The following is a 14,829-nucleotide window of genomic DNA, read 5'->3' as shown; positions in this document are numbered from 1 at the left end:
AGGTACGACGTGATGGCCTCACGAGTGCGCCACGCGCCGCGAGCTGGATCGATGTGCAGGAGGACGCGATGGCCAAGCCTTATCCGTGCCTGTGGTTCGACGGCGACGCAGAGGAGGCAGCCAGCTTCTATGTGACGCTGCTGCCGGAGAGCCACATCGACAAGGTCTGGCGCACGCCGGCGGACACGCCGTCCGGGCCGGCGGGCATGGTGCTGACGGTCGACTTCACGCTGGGTGGCCAGAAGTTCCAAGGGCTCAACGGTGGTCCGCACTTCACGTTCAACGAGGCAGTGTCGTTCGTCATCGACTGCGAGGACCAGGCGGAGGTCGATCGGCTGTGGGACGCGCTCACCGCGAGCGGCGGTGAGCCGGGCCCGTGTGGGTGGCTCAAGGACCGCTACGGGTTGTCGTGGCAGATCGTCCCGCGCCGCCTGGACGAGTTGCTCAATGATCCCGATCCCGAGCGTGCGCGGCGGGCGATGGACGCGATGCTCAAGATGGGCAAGATCGACGTCGCAGAGCTGGAGCGCGCCGCCGACGCAGCGTGATTCGGTGCGCTGGAGGGTGCGCCGCTGGCACCGCGGCCTCGTGCGCTTACGCGACGATGGACGACAGGGCCGACATGAATCCCGGAGCGGTTACCGCGACCGCGGCCGCCAGGACCGCCTGCAGCACACGTCTGCCTCGGCGCCACACCGTGCCACGACGTTCCGACGGCACCAGCAAGGCCCCGACGAACACCACAGATCCCACCAGGACCACCGTGAGCGCGGCAGGCACCGCCGCCAGCACCGCTGCCGCGACGAGACCGACGGGCAGCAGCCACAGCGTCCACCAGAGCTTGGGCGCCCCGAGTGCAGCCGCCCGTCGACCCGCGAGGGGTGCGGTCAGCATCCCGGTCAGCACGGACATCACCGAGAAGGTGGTTACAGCAAGCCAGCCCGGTCCGAGGAGGTCGAAGTCGCGATTCTCTCCCCGGAGCGGGTCTATCGAGCTCCCGAAGACCACCAGCACTGCCGCGCCGAAGATCGCGCCTCCCAAGAGGCCGCGGGGCAGGAGGAATGACGCCAACGCGTACCCGATGCCCACGACGAGACCGAACGGCAGTCCGGCGAAGAGGAAGAACCCCACGGTTCCGCTCACCGTGATCTCGCCGACCACCTGATCGGCCTCGGTGAGAACGCCTTGCGCTCCGGGGGACGTCACGGCCAGCAGCCGCATGGCCAGCCGGCCGGCTGGACCGACGACCAACAGCGCCACCACCAGACCAGTCAGCAGACCGACTGCCCAGACCCAAACCAGCGCCCGGAGCGACGTCCCCGACCCCCCGGACCCTCGGCCGCCCACCGGCGCAGTTCCATCGTGTAGCCACGCCAGCGCCACGCCGCAGCGACCGCGAGAACGAGCAGTCCGCCGCAGGCCAGCATCAACAGCATCGTCTGAGTCAAGCAGAGCCCGGCCACGTCGAAGCCAGGAACTCGTTGGATCGCTACCGGTCGCGCCTCCTCTTGGATCGGTGCGGCGCAAGGAGCGTCCCTGGGACAGCAACCGATGAACGGCGCGGTCCCAGGGACGTCCTGCTCACTTGGTGATGAGCACCGAGCCGCCCAGCGCCGGCACGGTCAAGGTGAGCTTGCCCTTCACCGGCTGGACCGAGCGGCCCGTCACGGCGTCGGTGTAGGGCTTGTCGYCGTAGCCGGTGGGCAGCTCGACGGTGACCTCGCGAGGCGTCGTCGAGTTGTTGAATGCCGTGACGGCCCGGACGCCCTGGTACTTCCTCGTCAGGACGATGATGTTCTCGTCCAGCTGCACCGGTGCGTCGATGGAGCCGCGCTTGAGGACCTCGTTCTGGTTGCGCAGGCCGATCATCTTCTGGAAGTCGGCGAGCATCGCGGTGTCCGGCTTTCCGCCCTTGTCGGCCCAGGGGTAGGTGCCCCGGTTGAGCGGGTCCGCTCCACCGGTGACGCCGACCTCGTCGCCGTAGTACACCGCAGGCGCTCCCGGGAACGTCATCTGGAACAGCACGGCCAGCCGGAAGCGCGCCTTGGCCTGGTCGACCTGGGCCGGGGTGCTCTTGTCGGTGTCACCGAGCTCGTTCAGCGTGCGCGCCACGTCGTGGGTCGACAGCAGGTTCATCAGGGCGTAGAAGGCCTGCGGGGGGTAGGCCTCGCGGATCAGCTCGATGCTCTGGTAGGCCTGCTTGGCGTTGCGGCCGCTGGCGTAGTCGATGACCGCGTTGCGGAAGATGTAGTTCATCGTGGTGTCGAACTCGTCCCCGAGGAAGTACTTCGAGGAGTCGAACCACGTCTCCGCCACGGTCAGCGCGTCGGGCCGGTGCTGCTTGATGGAGGCGCGCCACTCCCGCCAGAACTGGTCACTCACCCACGGGGCGACGTCCATGCGCCAGCCGGCGGTCCCGTGGTCGAGCCAGGTCTTCATCACCGAGTCCGGCTTGCGGAAGGCGAAGTCCTTGAAGCTGTCCGACTCCGTCAGCTCAGGCAGCGAGGGGCCGCCCCAGCCGGAGTACTGCTGGTCGGGCTGCGTCTTGTCGGGGAAGAAGGTGTACCAGTCGGCGTACGGCGAGTCGGACTGGATCTTGGCGCCCTCGAACGCGCCCTTGTCCGGGAAGTTGGAGTACCGGTCGAAGTAGACCGAGTCGCTACCCGTGTGGTTGAGCGAGGTGTCGAGGATGACCCGCATCCCGCGCGCCTTGGCCTCCGAGGTCAGCTTGGTGACGTCGTCGTTGGTGCCGAAGCTGTCGTCCACCTTGAGGTAGTCGGCGGTGTCGTACTTGTGGTTGCTGCCCGCCTCGAAGATCGGGTTGATGTAGAGCGTGTTGACGCCGAGCTTCTTCAGGTAGTCGAGCTTCTGGATGATGCCGGCGAGGTCGCCGCCGAAGAAGTCGTTGTTGTACGTGTTGTCGTCGGTCGTGGACCCGTCGGCGTTTCCCGGGACGTAGGGCTTGTCCAGCCAGTTGTTGTGGAACTCGATCGGGCCGCCGAGGTAGGTGGCGCTTCCCGGGTGCGGGTCGTTCGAGGTGTCACCGTTGCGGAAGCGCTCCGGGAAGATGTAGTAGTACACCGCGTCCTGGGCCCAGTCCGGCACCGTGAAGTTGGGGTCGTAGACCGTCTGCCGGTAGCGCCGCACCTGCTTGGGATCGGACGGCGCGAACGCGATCTGGCCGAGTCCGAAGGAGCCGCGCCCCGTCGTCCAGTAGATCGAGTCGTTGTTGTTCTCGTAGACGTACTGCTGACCGTCGATCGAGAGCTCGAAGTAGTAGCCGTAGACGTTCTTCGCGGCGAAGCGGTAGGAGCCGCTCCACTGCTCGAGGTCGCCGTCCTTCGTACGCGTCATGGGCACCTTGACCGGGTCGAGGTACTCGATGACGTCCTGGTTGCCCTCCAGGCGGCGGGTCTCCACCACCAGCGTGGCGGAGGTGACCCCGGGGGGAGCGGTGAGGGAGAAGCGGGCCTTCTGCCCGGTGGTCATCGCCCCGTACGGCGTCTTGAAGGCGCTGTCGCGCGAGTCGTACTTGACCTGCCGGGCGACGGAGTCGGTGACCTGCGCGGGCAGGCCCGGGTTGACCCACGTCTTGGGCGTGATCGTCAGGGTCGGGTGCTGGTCGGCGCCCTCGAAGCTGACCCTGAGCGTGTGCGCGCCGGTGAAGTCGAAGCGCGGGTTGGCGATGGCGCCGTCGGCCTCCGAGGCCAGCGGGAACGGCTGGTTCGCCGTCACGACGTCGTGACCCGCGTCAGGCGCCCCCAGGTGCGTCTTCGCCGCACCGATCGGGTCGAGGATCTTGAACTCGTGCGTGCCCTCGAGGTCGACGTTGAGGTAGTAGCCGTCACAGCTGTACTGGAAGAAGTCCGCCGGCCGGGGGTTGAAGCCGTTGAAGTCGCCGCTGAGCCCGAGCAGGGCGGGATCGAGCGGGTTCTGGGCGCAGGAGCTGATCGTCAGCGTCGGCGTCGTCCGCGACTTGGAGACGTCCAGCACGACCTTCTGCACGCCGGTGAAGGTGTAGGTCAGGTTCGACCCACGCAGCGCCAGCTGCAGCGGCGTCCCGGGCTGCAGGCGCCCGCCGGCCGCGCCGCCGCCGAAGTCGGCATCGCCGGACCAGCCGGCGTCGGCGACCTTGAAGTCGCTGCTGCCGCTGAGGTTGACGGTCAGCTCGAACCGGTTGCAGTTGTAGGCGAACTGGTAGTCCGCGCTTGCGGACCAGCCGTTGAACCCGCCCTTGAGGTAGAGCGGGCGGTTGCCGAACGGGTTGTCGACGCACGGCGCTTCGGCGGCCGCCGCGGTCGGGGTTGCCGCACTCGAAAAGATTGCGGCGGAGCTGAACAACAACGCGAAGACGGCGGTCGTGACCGCCAGCAACGCTCGTTTGGACCTGCGCATACATAGCCTCCCTGCTAGGCGCGCCGACGGGCACGACGTCCACTGCGTTGCACCACCGCGTTGGACACCGGTCCCCGCCGAATATTGCGCAAGCGCTTACGTAGGAGGATCTGGCACATACCGGGCACTGTCAAGACGAAAGCCGGTCCCCCTCTACCCTGCGGTGCGAGGGGAGCCACTCGTGCCCCGGACGACCAACTGGGTGGGAAGCGTGATGTGCTGCTCCTCCACGGGCTCCCCGCCGAGGAGCCGGAACACCAGGCCCCCCGCTGCCTGTCCCAGCTCGAGAACCGGCTGCCGCACCGTGGTCAGCTCCACGACATCCGCCATCTCGTGGTCATCGATTCCCACGAGGGAGATGGTCTGTGGGACCGCGATACCCGAGCGCCGCAGGGTGCGCAGAGCCCCGAAGGCCATCTCGTCGGAAAATGCGACGACCGCCGTCGGTGGCCGCGGAAGACTGAGCAGGCGGGCCATGCCTTCCGCACCGCCGGCAGAACCCCACTCTGCCTGCACCACCAGCTCCCGCTCGACCCGAAGATCCGCGTCCCGAAGCGCGTTCAGATATCCCTGCAGCCGGTCCTGCGGCCCGGCATACGGCAGCCGCCAGCGACCGGATGCATTGATCAGCGCTACTCGTTCATGCCCAGCGAGAACCAGATGGTGCGTCGCCTGCCGAGCTGCCTCCACGTCGTCGATCCTGACATGAGGCTGGTCGGCCAGGGTGCCGCCTGCCATCACCACCGTGACACCCATGAGGTCGAGCTGCAGTCGCTCCTGCTCACTGACCGGGAAGGCAAGGATGATCAGCGCGTCCACCTGGCGCCGGGCCGGAAGCTCCTCGAAGAACCTCCTTCGCTCCTCCTCGCGCTTGACCTCATAGAGCAGCACGTCGAGGTCCGACCCGCGAAGCGAGCTCATGATGCCTTCGAGCATCGAGGCATAGAACCAGTGCGCCACGTCGGCGGTCACAACCGCGACACGACCACGGGACCCCTTGGCCAGCCGCGCCGCATCCGGCGAGATGGTGTAGTTCAGCTCGCCGGCCAGCCTGCGTATCCGAGCACGCGTCGCCTCGGATACGCCCGGGGAGCCGCTCAGGGCCCGGGACACCGACGCGATGGAGACGCCCGCGCGGTCAGCGATGTCGGCCATGTTCAGGTCTCCGTGCCGCGCCACCCGCCAAACGTACCAATGGGAAGACGAAAATTTTCGTCGGCCCCGAACCGGCCCTGACCACGCGACAGCGAGCGGAACCCGGCTAGCTGGTGCCGTTCTCGAGGAGTCGCTTGAGTGCTTGGAGGTCCTTGCGGTTCGCGCGTCGCATCGCGCCAGCCATCAGCGGTGCCGCGAGCTGGCCGAAGCCAGACGGCTCGCCCTCGTTGCGCAGCGTCATCCGGGTGCCGCCCGCCGGGGTGTCGGCCCAGGTGTAGGTCGTCTGCATCGGGAACGGGCCCTCGGCCGTGCTCATCACGAGTCGCTCGGTGCCCACCAGCTCACGAATCTCGTAGGTGTAGGCGATCCGCCGTCCCAGGAAGTGCGCGACGAAGGCGATGCGCGACCCGACGGTGGCCGGCGGCGGGGTCTCCCACGCGACGGAACTGATGTTCACGTACCAGCGCGGAGCGTTGTCCGGGTCGGACGCGAAGACGGCCACCCGGTCACGGGTGGCGTTGATCTCGATGGAGGTCTCCACGTCCACAGCCACCCTGCGAGCCTACGCGCGACCTGGCGGGCACCCCGGGGTCTCTCAGCGTGGCGGCCGCACGACGTCAGCTGCGCTTGGGCGGCAGCGAGCCGGCATACGCAATCCCCCGCGCGACCCAGACCTCCAGCTCTGGCCCGTCGAGGTCGGTCAGGACGCGCAGCCAGCCACGCATCTCCCGTCCGCGCATCACCATCGGCGTCACCTGGTCGTGGTCGATCCAGGCGTCGGCAGCGGCGGGGTCGACGCGCACCAGCAGGCCTCCCTCCCCGCTGGCGGCCACAGCCATGTTCCCGTGGACGAGGAACGCCAAGCCGCCGAACATCCGCTGCTCGACGACGTTGTCCTCATGGGCGACGAGCTCGCGAATCCGGTCGGCAAGGTCCTGGTCGAAGGCCATACATCGCATTATCAGGGGGAAGCAGGCGAGTGCGCCGGTCACCGGCGCACTCGCCCCCGCCTTCTCTCGCGTTGTGAGTCGTAGGCTCCGTCAGGCAACCGGGCTCGCTCCGAGCGTGACGGGCGCCTCGTGCTGGCTTCCGTCCTGGCCGGTCCATCCGATGGTCATCTGGTCCCCGGGGTTCGCCCCGACGAGCGCTGCGGACACGTCGTCCGGTGCGGAGACCGTTTGGCCGTTGAGGCTGGTGATGACGTCGCCGGTCTGGAGCCCGGCGCTGGCGGCCGCTGCCCCGCTGACGAGGCCGCTGACCTGCGCCCCCGGCGTCGTGGCGAATCCTCCATCGGCACTGGTTCCGGCGCCGGCATACGACGGAACGCCGGCGACCTCGACCCCGAGGAACGCCGCCGGGCCGATCCGCACCGTGCTCCTCTCGTGACCGGACTGGATCTCCTGAGCGATCGAGAGCGCGCGGTCGATGGGGATGGCGTATGCGTCGGGCGGGCCCCCGGAGGAACCAGCCGTGTCGATGCCGACGACTTCGCCCTGCGCGTCGAACAACGGCCCACCGGAGTCGCCGGCAAGGACGTTGGCATTCGTCTCGAGCATGCCCGTGAGGGTCTCGGGAGCCGTCCCGCCCTCGGAGGCCGCGGTGACCGAGGCGTCGAGCCCCGTGATCTCACCGTCTGCGGCGCTCAAGGTGCCTGTGCCACCGGCGTTTCCGACCGCGGTCACCTGCGCGCCCACCTCCACGCCATCGGTGTCGGGCTTGATCGTCGTCAGCCCGGACGCCCCTGCGAGCTGGATGAGGGCCACGTCCTGCGTGGGGTCGGTGCCGATCACGGTCGCCTGGTACGTCTGTCCGGTCTGCGCGACCGTGACCCTGATCGAACCTGCGCCCTGGACCACGTGGTAGTTCGTCAGCACCTGGCCACTCGAGGTGAGGACCATGCCGGTGCCGGCGGCCTGGCCGTGCTGGTACGGCAGCACCGTGTCGATGAGCACGACGCCGGCGGACTGCGCCGCGGTCGCCGGCTGCGACGTCGCGCCCGCTCCGAAGGTGCCCGAGCCATCCGGGGACTCCCACTGCTGGCCGCCGGAGCCGCCCTGGGAAGAGGACGAGCCCTGCCAGTCGCGCAACGTGGACGCGCCGGTCGGGTGGCCAGCGGCGGCCAGGGCCGGCGAGGCAGCGGCCAGGCACACGAGCAGGGCCGTGGCGGCGCCGAGCGCGCCACGTCGGAGCTGCCGTCTGGAGTGTGGAGCGGAGGGGGTGCCGTCAGTGGCTGACTGCCTGACGGGCACGGCGTTGCGTGTGGTTTCCATCTGGGTTTCCTTCGAGACGAACCGGATCTGCTGAGATGAGTTGACCTCCGGCGGCCATGAGGCATCTCTGGGGCAGCCATGAGCCAGTTGTGAGTCGGCGCGTGACCGGCGCCGGCTGGCTACGCTCGTCCGAGCGGCAGGCTCGACGGTCGCGCGGGCCTGAGACGTCGCGTCGCCTCCGCTGGGCCCGCCGTGTCGTATCTGGCTCACCCCGCTCGTGGTCTCGGTAGAGCGACGTGACGTCGGAGCCTGCCGTGAAAGGAATCCAGAGATGACCAGACCGTTCCGATTCGGCGTCGTCGCCCCGGTGCTGACCGACATGAAGGCATGGCAGGACCAGGTGCGCCGCATCGCCGACAGCGGCTACTCGACGCTGCTGATGCCCGACGTGCCCCTGTGGCAGCCCGCGCCCGGCCCTGCGCTCGCGATTGCAGCCACCCTGTCCGCCCTGCGCGTCGGCACCTGGGTGTACGCCTCACCGCTGCGCCCGGCCTGGAGCACGGCCTGGGAGGCGCACTCCCTGTCGGTGCTCACGGAGGGCCGCTTCGAGATGGGCATCGGTACCGGTCGGCCGGGGATCGAGGACGAGCTCCGCGAGCGCGGATTGCCTGAGATGTCGGCGACCGAGCGGCTGAGCCGGGTGCACGAGACCGTGGCGGCGCTGCGCGAGATGGACGGTCCCGGCCGTCACACCCCAGTGGTCATGGCCGTACGTGGGCCGAAGGCCCAGGCCCTCGCCGCCGAGGTCGCTGACACCGTCACCTTCGCTGGGCACTCGAGCGACACTCGTGCGACCGTCGCCGACCTGGCACGAGACTTCCGCGCTGTCCGGGACGTCGAGCTCGCGCTCCACGTCTCGGTCGTCGGCGACGCCGTCGCGCCGTTCATGGCGTCCGCGCGCGACACCGATCCGGCGGCGTTGCGGGAGGCGGACTCGCTGGCCGTGCTCCCGGATGACCCGGCGGCCGCCGCCGAGGAGATCCAGCGCCGGCGCGAGGAGATCGGCTACTCCTACTTCGTCATCGGCGCCGACTCCGCCGAGGTGCTGGCCCCGGCGGTGGCCGAGCTCGCCGGCACGTAGCCCGTCGAACCACGGCCTGTCGGATCGGCCGAGCGCGAGGAATCATGGCTCCATGGACTTCCCGCAGCTCTGGCAGCACTTGGACCCGTCCAGCCGCTCATGGCTGATCGAGCACAACGGCGAGCCCCTGCCTGACGAGCTCGTCTCGGAGATCCTCGGCATCACCGGCGGTGAGACGAGCGCCCAGTGGTGGACCGGCTCGTCGGTGGACGGGCAGACGCAGCTCTCCGACGAGACCGTCGACTGGATCGAGACCGTCGCCAACGACGAGAGTGAGTAGGCCGTCGGCCGTCCCCCGGCGGGGCTAGGGTGCCGCCATGGCGGGGTTGACGAAGGACGAGCAGAGCCACCTGGAGACGGTGGTGGCCCGCCGTCTGGGAGTGCGCTCGAACGCCAAGGTGCTCGTGACGGCATACCTCGACGCCATGGAGCGCAACGCGTACTCCCGAACCGTCGAGTCGGGCCCCGTCCCCACCAGCCTCGTGGCCGAGCGCTCGGCCATCCTCGTCGAGATCAGCCGCCAGCTCGGCCGGGTCATCGAGGACTTCGAGATCCAGGCCCTCTTCCGCGTGACGCCACGACAAGCCGGCAGCATGCGCGCGACCTTGCTCGCCACCTACAGCGACGACGCCGACGCGCTGACCCTGGCGTGGTCGCTGCGAGGCGCCCGACAGCTGGGTCGCCTGACCGTCGACGACCTCAACGGCACCAAGGTGGCGCTGGAGTCGGGGGACCGTCGCGACGCCCTCGTCGCCTATGCGGGTCGCACGGGTGTGGACGTCCGGGTCATCACCGATGACGATGCCCATCCGTGGGCGGTCGTCCTCGGCGACGGCTTCCCGAAGGCCGACCTCCCCGCCAAGAAGTGACCCCGACCGAAGCCGCCACCATGGCGGCCCTGCTCGGCGGGCCGGCTGCCCTCGGGGTGGCGGCCCTGCTCGGCTACGCCCGAGGAGTCCTGTCCGCGCCGACGCGTGATCCGGTCGCTGGCTGGCGCACGTTCGGGGTCGGCCTCGCCCTCGTCGTCTGGTTCGTCGTGTTCCTGCTCCTGAGCACCGGCCACCTCGTCCGCTACTGGACGGCCGGCGGCACGGTCGCACCTGAGTACGTCGCGCTGACCACGGCCTGGGTGGTGGGGCTCGGCCTGCTCGTCGTCACGCTGTGGAACGCCCGCCGGGCCGCGCGCTACCTCTCCGAGAGCTACCGGGCCGGCGAGTGGCCGCGATCGGTCAGGCTGCTGCGCTGGCTGTTCCGGCTCTGAGACCCACGGCCCAGAAACCTCCGGCCGTTGTCCGGGATCGGCCGGCGCGCTGTGCGAAACTCCATCAGATGGAGACGCGCTCGGGTGACTTCGTTCTGACGACCGACGAGCTGCGGGCGATCGCCGCGTATGCCGTGGCGTGCGCCGAGCCCGCCCTCGTGATCTTCGAGAAGGCCCACCCCGACGACCCTCGCCCGGCGGCCGCTCTCCAGGCCGCGCGCGTCTTCGCCGAGGGAGCGCCTCGTTCCCGCCTCCAACGGACCGCGGCCGCCGACGCCCATCGCGCGGCTCGGGACGCCACGACCGACCCCGCCCGGCACGCAGCGAGCGCTGCAGGGGACGCGGCCGCCGCGGCATACCTCCATCCGCTGGCGAAGGCGACGCAGGTGCGCCACATCCTCGGGTCGGCGGCCCACGCCGCCCGGGCGGCCGAGCTCGCGCGGGGTGATGACCCGGTGGTCGCGGAGTACGTCGTCACCGCCGCCGCCAAGCGGGCCACGCCGGTCGTCCTCGACGTCCTGGGCCGCTATCCGCGAGCACCCAAGGGGCGCAACCGGATCGCGGTTCTCATGCAGCGGCTCGACAGCCTGCTCCGCGACCCTCCCCCGACGCCGCGCGTGGTCGACGACCCCGGACCGTTCTTCCACGGGACGAGAGCCGATGTGCGCCCGGGCGACCTGCTCACTCCGGGCTGGCGATCGAACTACGGCTCGCAGCGTCAGTCCAACCACATCTACCTCACGGCCACGCGCGAGGGCGCACCGCTGGCCGCCGAGCTCGCTCGCGGCGAGGGGCCCGGACGGGTCTACCGGGTCGAGCCCCTCGGCACGATCGAGGACGACCCCAACGTCACCGACAAGCGCTTCCCCGGCAACCCGACCCGGTCCTACCGGACGACCGAGCCGCTGCGGGTCGTCGAGGAGATCACCGGCTGGGAGCGTCCGCCGCAGGAGATGGTGCAGCACATGCGTGAGCGGATGGCCGAGCTCGCCGAGCTCGGGATCGAGGCGATGGACGACTGATCGGACGGACCAGCCCGTGAGGTCGTCGTGGGTTCACTTCAGCACGAGGGCCAGTGAGGCGCCGACGATGAGGATCGACTGGAGGCTGTGCACGATGATCCCGAGCCAGGCGCTGCGGTAGCGACGGGACGGGTAGGCCAGCGCCGGGGTGTCGAGCAGCGCCTTGGGGATCGCCCACGGCATGTGCAGGTGGTAGAGCGCGAAGAGGATCCCGTTCGCCACCCAGTCGGCCCGTCCGAAAACGCCCTGCATCCGGGGCAGCAGCAACCCACGGAACAGCAGCTCCTCGCCGAGCACCGTGTTGAAAAGGGTCATGACGACGATCACGGCGAACCACGGCCAGTTCCCGGAGAGGAACTCGTGTCCGCCGGTCGACCGCACGAACGCGCCCAGGTCCCGGCCACCCGGGACGGGCAACGACGGGAGGAGCTGCTCGAGACCGACGACGAGCGACGCCGGGAGCAGCACCCACCACACGCGCCCGCCGACACGACCGGTGCGCGGACTGCGGGGCCGGTGCAGCCAGAGCGCGTCCGCGACCGCGCGCCACCGCAGGGTCCCGGTCTCGCGCCGCACGAGCACCAGCACGAGCACGCCCTGCCAGACCAGGCCCGCGGTCAGGCAGGCCACCAGCGCCCGCGGCCACGCTGTCGGACCGTCCAGCAGACCCGCCAGTGCCGGGGCCRCGAGCCAGGACAGCGCGGCCATCGGCAACGCCGCCGCGGCCCAGACGCCTAGGATCCGGCGCAGGTCGTACTGGCGTGGCGCCACCGCCCCCGGGGCCGACCGGGTCGCGACCACCGACGTGTAGGAGTGGGACATGCTGGCCTCCTCCGGCTCGTTCAGCAGGATGCGCGCCGGCGACCGGGTCCCACATCCGGGATCACCCTGAAGTCCCTCCTGAGCCGACCCCGAGCCGGCACCCTGCAGCAACGCTTCAGCCGCTGACCGTCGCCTCTGCGGACGCCGTCAGGCGCGGAGGACCTTGTCCATCGCCTTGCCCTTGGCCAGCTCGTCGACAAGCTTGTCGAGGTAGCGGATCTTCTGCATGAGCGGGTCCGCGACGTTCTCGACGCGGACCCCGCACACCACGCCCTTGATCTCCGAGACGTTCGGGTTCAGCTCGGCTTGGGCGAAGAAGTCCTCGAAGGTCGTCTCCGCCGCGAGGTGCTCCCCGAGTGCCTTCTCGTCGAAACCGGTGAGCCACTCGATGACCTCGTCGAGCTCGGCTCTCGAGCGTCCCTTGCGCTCGACCTTGTTCACGTAGTGCGGATAGACCGACGCGACGGAGGTGGTGAAGATCCGGCTCATCCTCCTCAGGGTAGTGACGAGGGGCCGCCGTCGGGTCCCGGCGAACCTTTTACGGGGCCCGGAGATCGCGCTGGCGCAGGAGCAGGGGCGGACGCCGATCGTCCGGGAAGAGCTCTACGGTCGTTCCCATGGCCATCGCTCGCTACCCCAGCCTCGTCATCGACTGCCCCGACGCCACCGCGCTCGCGACCTTCTACGGCACCCTCCTCGACTGGACGGTCAAGGCGTCCGACGGGTGGGGCGAGATCCGTGACACGACCGGTCAGTGCATCTGCTTCCAGCAGGTCGAGGGGTTCACGCCGCCGCAGTGGCCGGGCCAGGAGGTGCCGCAGCAGATGCACCTCGATGTCATGGTCGAGGACCTCGACGAGGCCGAGCCGGAAGTGCTGGCCCTCGGTGCGACCAAGCACGAGCACCAGCCGGGCACGTCGTTCCGCGTCTTCCTCGACCCCGCCGGCCACCCCTTCTGCCTCTGCGTCGACTGACAGCAGCCGTCGAGGATCGGCCGCGTCAGCCGATCCGGGCGAGGTCCACGGTCCAGACCGGGTTGCCCGGCACGGTCGTGACCCGGGCATCACTCGCGAACCGCGTCGAGGGCTGGATGAGGGGGACGAACGGGCTGCGCGCATTCATCGCGAGCTGCCACGCGGCATACGCCCCCGCCCGGTCGTCGCCGACGGACTCACGCGCGGTGTCGGTGAGGTCGTCGATCGTCTGGTCGGTCCCGCGGGCCCAGCCGACGCGGGAGCCGAGCAGCTCGCCCGGCGCGAACGCGAGGTAGTTCTCGGGGTCCGGGTAGTCCGGGCTCCAGCTCCACAGGCTGAACGCGCTGCGCCCCGCCCGGTAGGCGGCGAGCGCCTGGGCGGCCGGCGCCGGGTTGAGCTGGACCTTGATGCCGACCTCGCCGAGCTGGGAGCGGACTGCCACGGCGAGCGCACTCGCCGGGATGCCATGGATCGGCAGGTCCGCGGCATAGGACAGCGGGATCGGCTGGCCCTGGTAGCCCGACCGGCGCAGCGCCGCCTTTGCGGCGACGAGGTCGCGGGCGGGCACGAGCGGCAACGTCACGACGGGCGTGGGTATGCCGTTCGCCCCGGTCGTGGAGGCATCCGCCGGCGTCGCCGTGGAGCCGGTCGACGGCAGGGTGGTCGCGGGAGCGGTGGTCGACGACGGGGTCGGCGTGCCGGTGCCGCCGGTGCTGTCGGTGCTGTCGGGGCTGTCGGTGCTGTCGGGGCTCACGGTCGGCCCGGGTTTGGGCGCCAGGTCATCGAGCGCTCCGACGATGCCCTCGGGGATGAGCCCCGCAGCGGGGGTCGAGCCCGACGCGACTCGGGTCAGCGCGTCGCGGTCGAGGCCGCGGCGCACCGCCTCGGCGAAGTCGGGGTTGCCGGTCCAGGCATTGAGGGCCGGGCTGCGCCCGAGGGCGAGGTAGACGAGCGAGCTCGAGCGCATCGTCGTGACCCTGACCGACGAGGCCGACGAGGCCGACGAGGCCGACGAGGCCGACGAGGCCGACGAGGTCGGCGAGGTCGGCGCGGTCGACGCGGTCTGCTCAGTCGGCGAGGTCTGCGCCGTCGGCGCGGGCGGCGACGGGGTGCCGACTGCGGCGGCCTGRCTCGGCGAGAGGTCGAGGGCGACATCGACGCGGCCGGACCGGAGCTCGGCGAGCTGGTGGTCCGCGTCGAGGTTGCGCACGATGATGCCGGGGAACGCGGGCTTGGGCCCCGACCACAGCGGGTTGGCTTGCAGCCGAACCTCGCTCGTCCCGTGGACGCTCCCGATGACGTAGGGACCGGAGCCCGCGGAGTGCTGCGAGAGGTAGGCGCTGGCGGTGTCACCAGGCCCGATGGTGCCGCCGTGGGCCTTGACGACCGTGGAGTTGACGATGCCGAACGCCGGGTTGGCGAGGATCGCCGGAAGGGCGAAGTTCGACCCCGCCGAGGTGAGCGTGAAGGTGCGGTTGTCGACCTTGGTCAACGAGATCGTGCCAATGATCGACGCGGTCGGACCGGACAGCCCCTTCGCGCGCTCGAGGGTGAAGAGGACGTCATCGGTCGTGACGGGCGTGCCGTCGGAGAAGCGCAGACCCTTGCGCAGGCGCAGGGTGAGCCAGCGACCCTCGGGCGAGAGCGTGTACTCGGCCATCCCGGGCACGACCTTGGTCGGGTCGCTGGGGTCGAGGCTCGTCAGTGTCTGGTAGAGGGCGTGCGTCAGCATCGCTCCGCTGCGGTCGAACTGGCGCGTCGGGTCGAGGGTCGAGTGGTCGAAGACGGCGCCGACGACGAGCGGCACCGAGGCGGTCGCGGACGCCGACGCCGTCGCGCTGCCCGTGGT

The 14,829-nt window shown here is 70.1% G+C and carries 16 protein-coding genes; 7 read left to right on the top strand and 9 right to left on the bottom strand.

Annotated features, from left to right (window positions below; translation table 11 throughout):
* Positions 1-68: 68 nt before the first annotated feature.
* A complete protein-coding gene (locus AC1DP0_RS01325; protein WP_478082083.1) occupies positions 69-548 on the top strand; it encodes a VOC family protein in 480 nt (159 codons plus the stop codon).
* A gap of 46 nt (positions 549-594) precedes the next feature.
* On the opposite strand, the gene AC1DP0_RS01320 is transcribed toward AC1DP0_RS01325, so the two are convergent.
* From AC1DP0_RS01320 to AC1DP0_RS01295, 6 genes are all read right to left on the bottom strand, one after another.
* Positions 595-1,263: a hypothetical protein gene (locus AC1DP0_RS01320; RefSeq protein ID WP_478082081.1), complete on the bottom strand. Its 669-nt coding sequence runs from the start codon at positions 1,261-1,263 to the stop codon at positions 595-597.
* 318 nt (positions 1,264-1,581) lie between these two features.
* Complete coding sequence (locus AC1DP0_RS01315) at positions 1,582-4,395, bottom strand: alpha-amylase family glycosyl hydrolase (protein ID WP_478082078.1); 2,814 nt, start codon at positions 4,393-4,395, stop codon at positions 1,582-1,584.
* A gap of 153 nt (positions 4,396-4,548) precedes the next feature.
* Positions 4,549-5,550: a LacI family DNA-binding transcriptional regulator gene (locus tag AC1DP0_RS01310; RefSeq protein ID WP_478082075.1), complete on the bottom strand. Its 1,002-nt coding sequence runs from the start codon at positions 5,548-5,550 to the stop codon at positions 4,549-4,551.
* 106 nt (positions 5,551-5,656) lie between these two features.
* Complete coding sequence (locus tag AC1DP0_RS01305; protein WP_478082072.1) at positions 5,657-6,103, bottom strand: SRPBCC family protein; 447 nt, start codon at positions 6,101-6,103, stop codon at positions 5,657-5,659.
* Between the two features lie 64 nt (positions 6,104-6,167).
* A complete protein-coding gene (locus AC1DP0_RS01300; protein WP_478082070.1) occupies positions 6,168-6,500 on the bottom strand; it encodes a TfoX/Sxy family protein in 333 nt (110 codons plus the stop codon).
* A gap of 90 nt (positions 6,501-6,590) precedes the next feature.
* Positions 6,591-7,820, bottom strand: a complete 1,230-nt coding sequence (locus AC1DP0_RS01295) for a S1C family serine protease (RefSeq protein ID WP_478082067.1) — start codon at positions 7,818-7,820, stop codon at positions 6,591-6,593.
* Positions 7,821-8,091: 271 nt separating this feature from the next.
* On the opposite strand from AC1DP0_RS01295, the gene AC1DP0_RS01290 reads away from it, so the two are divergent.
* From AC1DP0_RS01290 to arr, 5 genes are all read left to right on the top strand, one after another.
* On the top strand, positions 8,092-8,901 hold the full coding sequence (locus AC1DP0_RS01290; RefSeq protein WP_478082065.1) for an LLM class flavin-dependent oxidoreductase: 810 nt from the start codon (positions 8,092-8,094) through the stop codon (positions 8,899-8,901).
* Positions 8,902-8,953: 52 nt separating this feature from the next.
* The gene (locus AC1DP0_RS01285) at positions 8,954-9,181 is read left to right on the top strand and encodes a hypothetical protein (protein ID WP_478082063.1); all 228 of its coding nucleotides are present in this window, start codon (positions 8,954-8,956) and stop codon (positions 9,179-9,181) included.
* 37 nt (positions 9,182-9,218) lie between these two features.
* The gene (locus tag AC1DP0_RS01280) at positions 9,219-9,770 is read left to right on the top strand and encodes a hypothetical protein (protein ID WP_478082061.1); all 552 of its coding nucleotides are present in this window, start codon (positions 9,219-9,221) and stop codon (positions 9,768-9,770) included.
* Positions 9,767-10,162, top strand: a complete 396-nt coding sequence (locus AC1DP0_RS01275) for a hypothetical protein (protein WP_478082059.1) — start codon at positions 9,767-9,769, stop codon at positions 10,160-10,162. Before AC1DP0_RS01280 ends, AC1DP0_RS01275 begins: the two co-directional genes overlap by 4 nt.
* A gap of 68 nt (positions 10,163-10,230) precedes the next feature.
* The gene (gene arr, locus AC1DP0_RS01270) at positions 10,231-11,184 is read left to right on the top strand and encodes an NAD(+)--rifampin ADP-ribosyltransferase (protein WP_478082057.1); all 954 of its coding nucleotides are present in this window, start codon (positions 10,231-10,233) and stop codon (positions 11,182-11,184) included.
* A gap of 33 nt (positions 11,185-11,217) precedes the next feature.
* Here the strand turns inward: arr and AC1DP0_RS01265 are convergent, their stop codons facing one another.
* Together AC1DP0_RS01265 and AC1DP0_RS01260 are read right to left on the bottom strand one after the other, a co-directional pair.
* The gene (locus tag AC1DP0_RS01265) at positions 11,218-12,006 is read right to left on the bottom strand and encodes a CPBP family intramembrane glutamic endopeptidase (protein WP_478082055.1); all 789 of its coding nucleotides are present in this window, start codon (positions 12,004-12,006) and stop codon (positions 11,218-11,220) included.
* Between the two features lie 147 nt (positions 12,007-12,153).
* Positions 12,154-12,495: a DUF2200 domain-containing protein gene (locus tag AC1DP0_RS01260; protein WP_478082053.1), complete on the bottom strand. Its 342-nt coding sequence runs from the start codon at positions 12,493-12,495 to the stop codon at positions 12,154-12,156.
* A gap of 128 nt (positions 12,496-12,623) precedes the next feature.
* Between AC1DP0_RS01260 and AC1DP0_RS01255 the strand changes: the two genes are divergently transcribed.
* On the top strand, positions 12,624-12,980 hold the full coding sequence (locus AC1DP0_RS01255; protein ID WP_478082051.1) for a VOC family protein: 357 nt from the start codon (positions 12,624-12,626) through the stop codon (positions 12,978-12,980).
* A gap of 25 nt (positions 12,981-13,005) precedes the next feature.
* On the opposite strand, the gene AC1DP0_RS01250 is transcribed toward AC1DP0_RS01255, so the two are convergent.
* Positions 13,006-14,829: ABC transporter substrate-binding protein (locus tag AC1DP0_RS01250; protein WP_478082049.1), on the bottom strand; the 1,824-nt coding region annotated here is incomplete at its 5' end.

The organism is Terrabacter sp. P5_B1 (assembly GCF_056400505.1).
This window is presented reverse-complemented; position numbering and strand designations above follow the sequence as displayed.

Coding starts and splice junctions, on each gene's coding strand:
- AC1DP0_RS01325 (WP_478082083.1), top strand. CDS start 69: ATGGCCAAGCCTTATCCGTGCCTGTGGTTCGACGGCGACGCAGAGGAG.
- AC1DP0_RS01310 (WP_478082075.1), bottom strand. CDS start 5,550: ATGGCCGACATCGCTGACCGCGCGGGCGTCTCCATCGCGTCGGTGTCC.
- AC1DP0_RS01300 (WP_478082070.1), bottom strand. CDS start 6,500: ATGGCCTTCGACCAGGACCTTGCCGACCGGATTCGCGAGCTCGTCGCC.
- AC1DP0_RS01295 (WP_478082067.1), bottom strand. CDS start 7,820: ATGGAAACCACACGCAACGCCGTGCCCGTCAGGCAGTCAGCCACTGAC.
- AC1DP0_RS01290 (WP_478082065.1), top strand. CDS start 8,092: ATGACCAGACCGTTCCGATTCGGCGTCGTCGCCCCGGTGCTGACCGAC.
- AC1DP0_RS01285 (WP_478082063.1), top strand. CDS start 8,954: ATGGACTTCCCGCAGCTCTGGCAGCACTTGGACCCGTCCAGCCGCTCA.
- AC1DP0_RS01280 (WP_478082061.1), top strand. CDS start 9,219: ATGGCGGGGTTGACGAAGGACGAGCAGAGCCACCTGGAGACGGTGGTG.
- arr (WP_478082057.1), top strand. CDS start 10,231: ATGGAGACGCGCTCGGGTGACTTCGTTCTGACGACCGACGAGCTGCGG.
- AC1DP0_RS01260 (WP_478082053.1), bottom strand. CDS start 12,495: ATGAGCCGGATCTTCACCACCTCCGTCGCGTCGGTCTATCCGCACTAC.
- AC1DP0_RS01255 (WP_478082051.1), top strand. CDS start 12,624: ATGGCCATCGCTCGCTACCCCAGCCTCGTCATCGACTGCCCCGACGCC.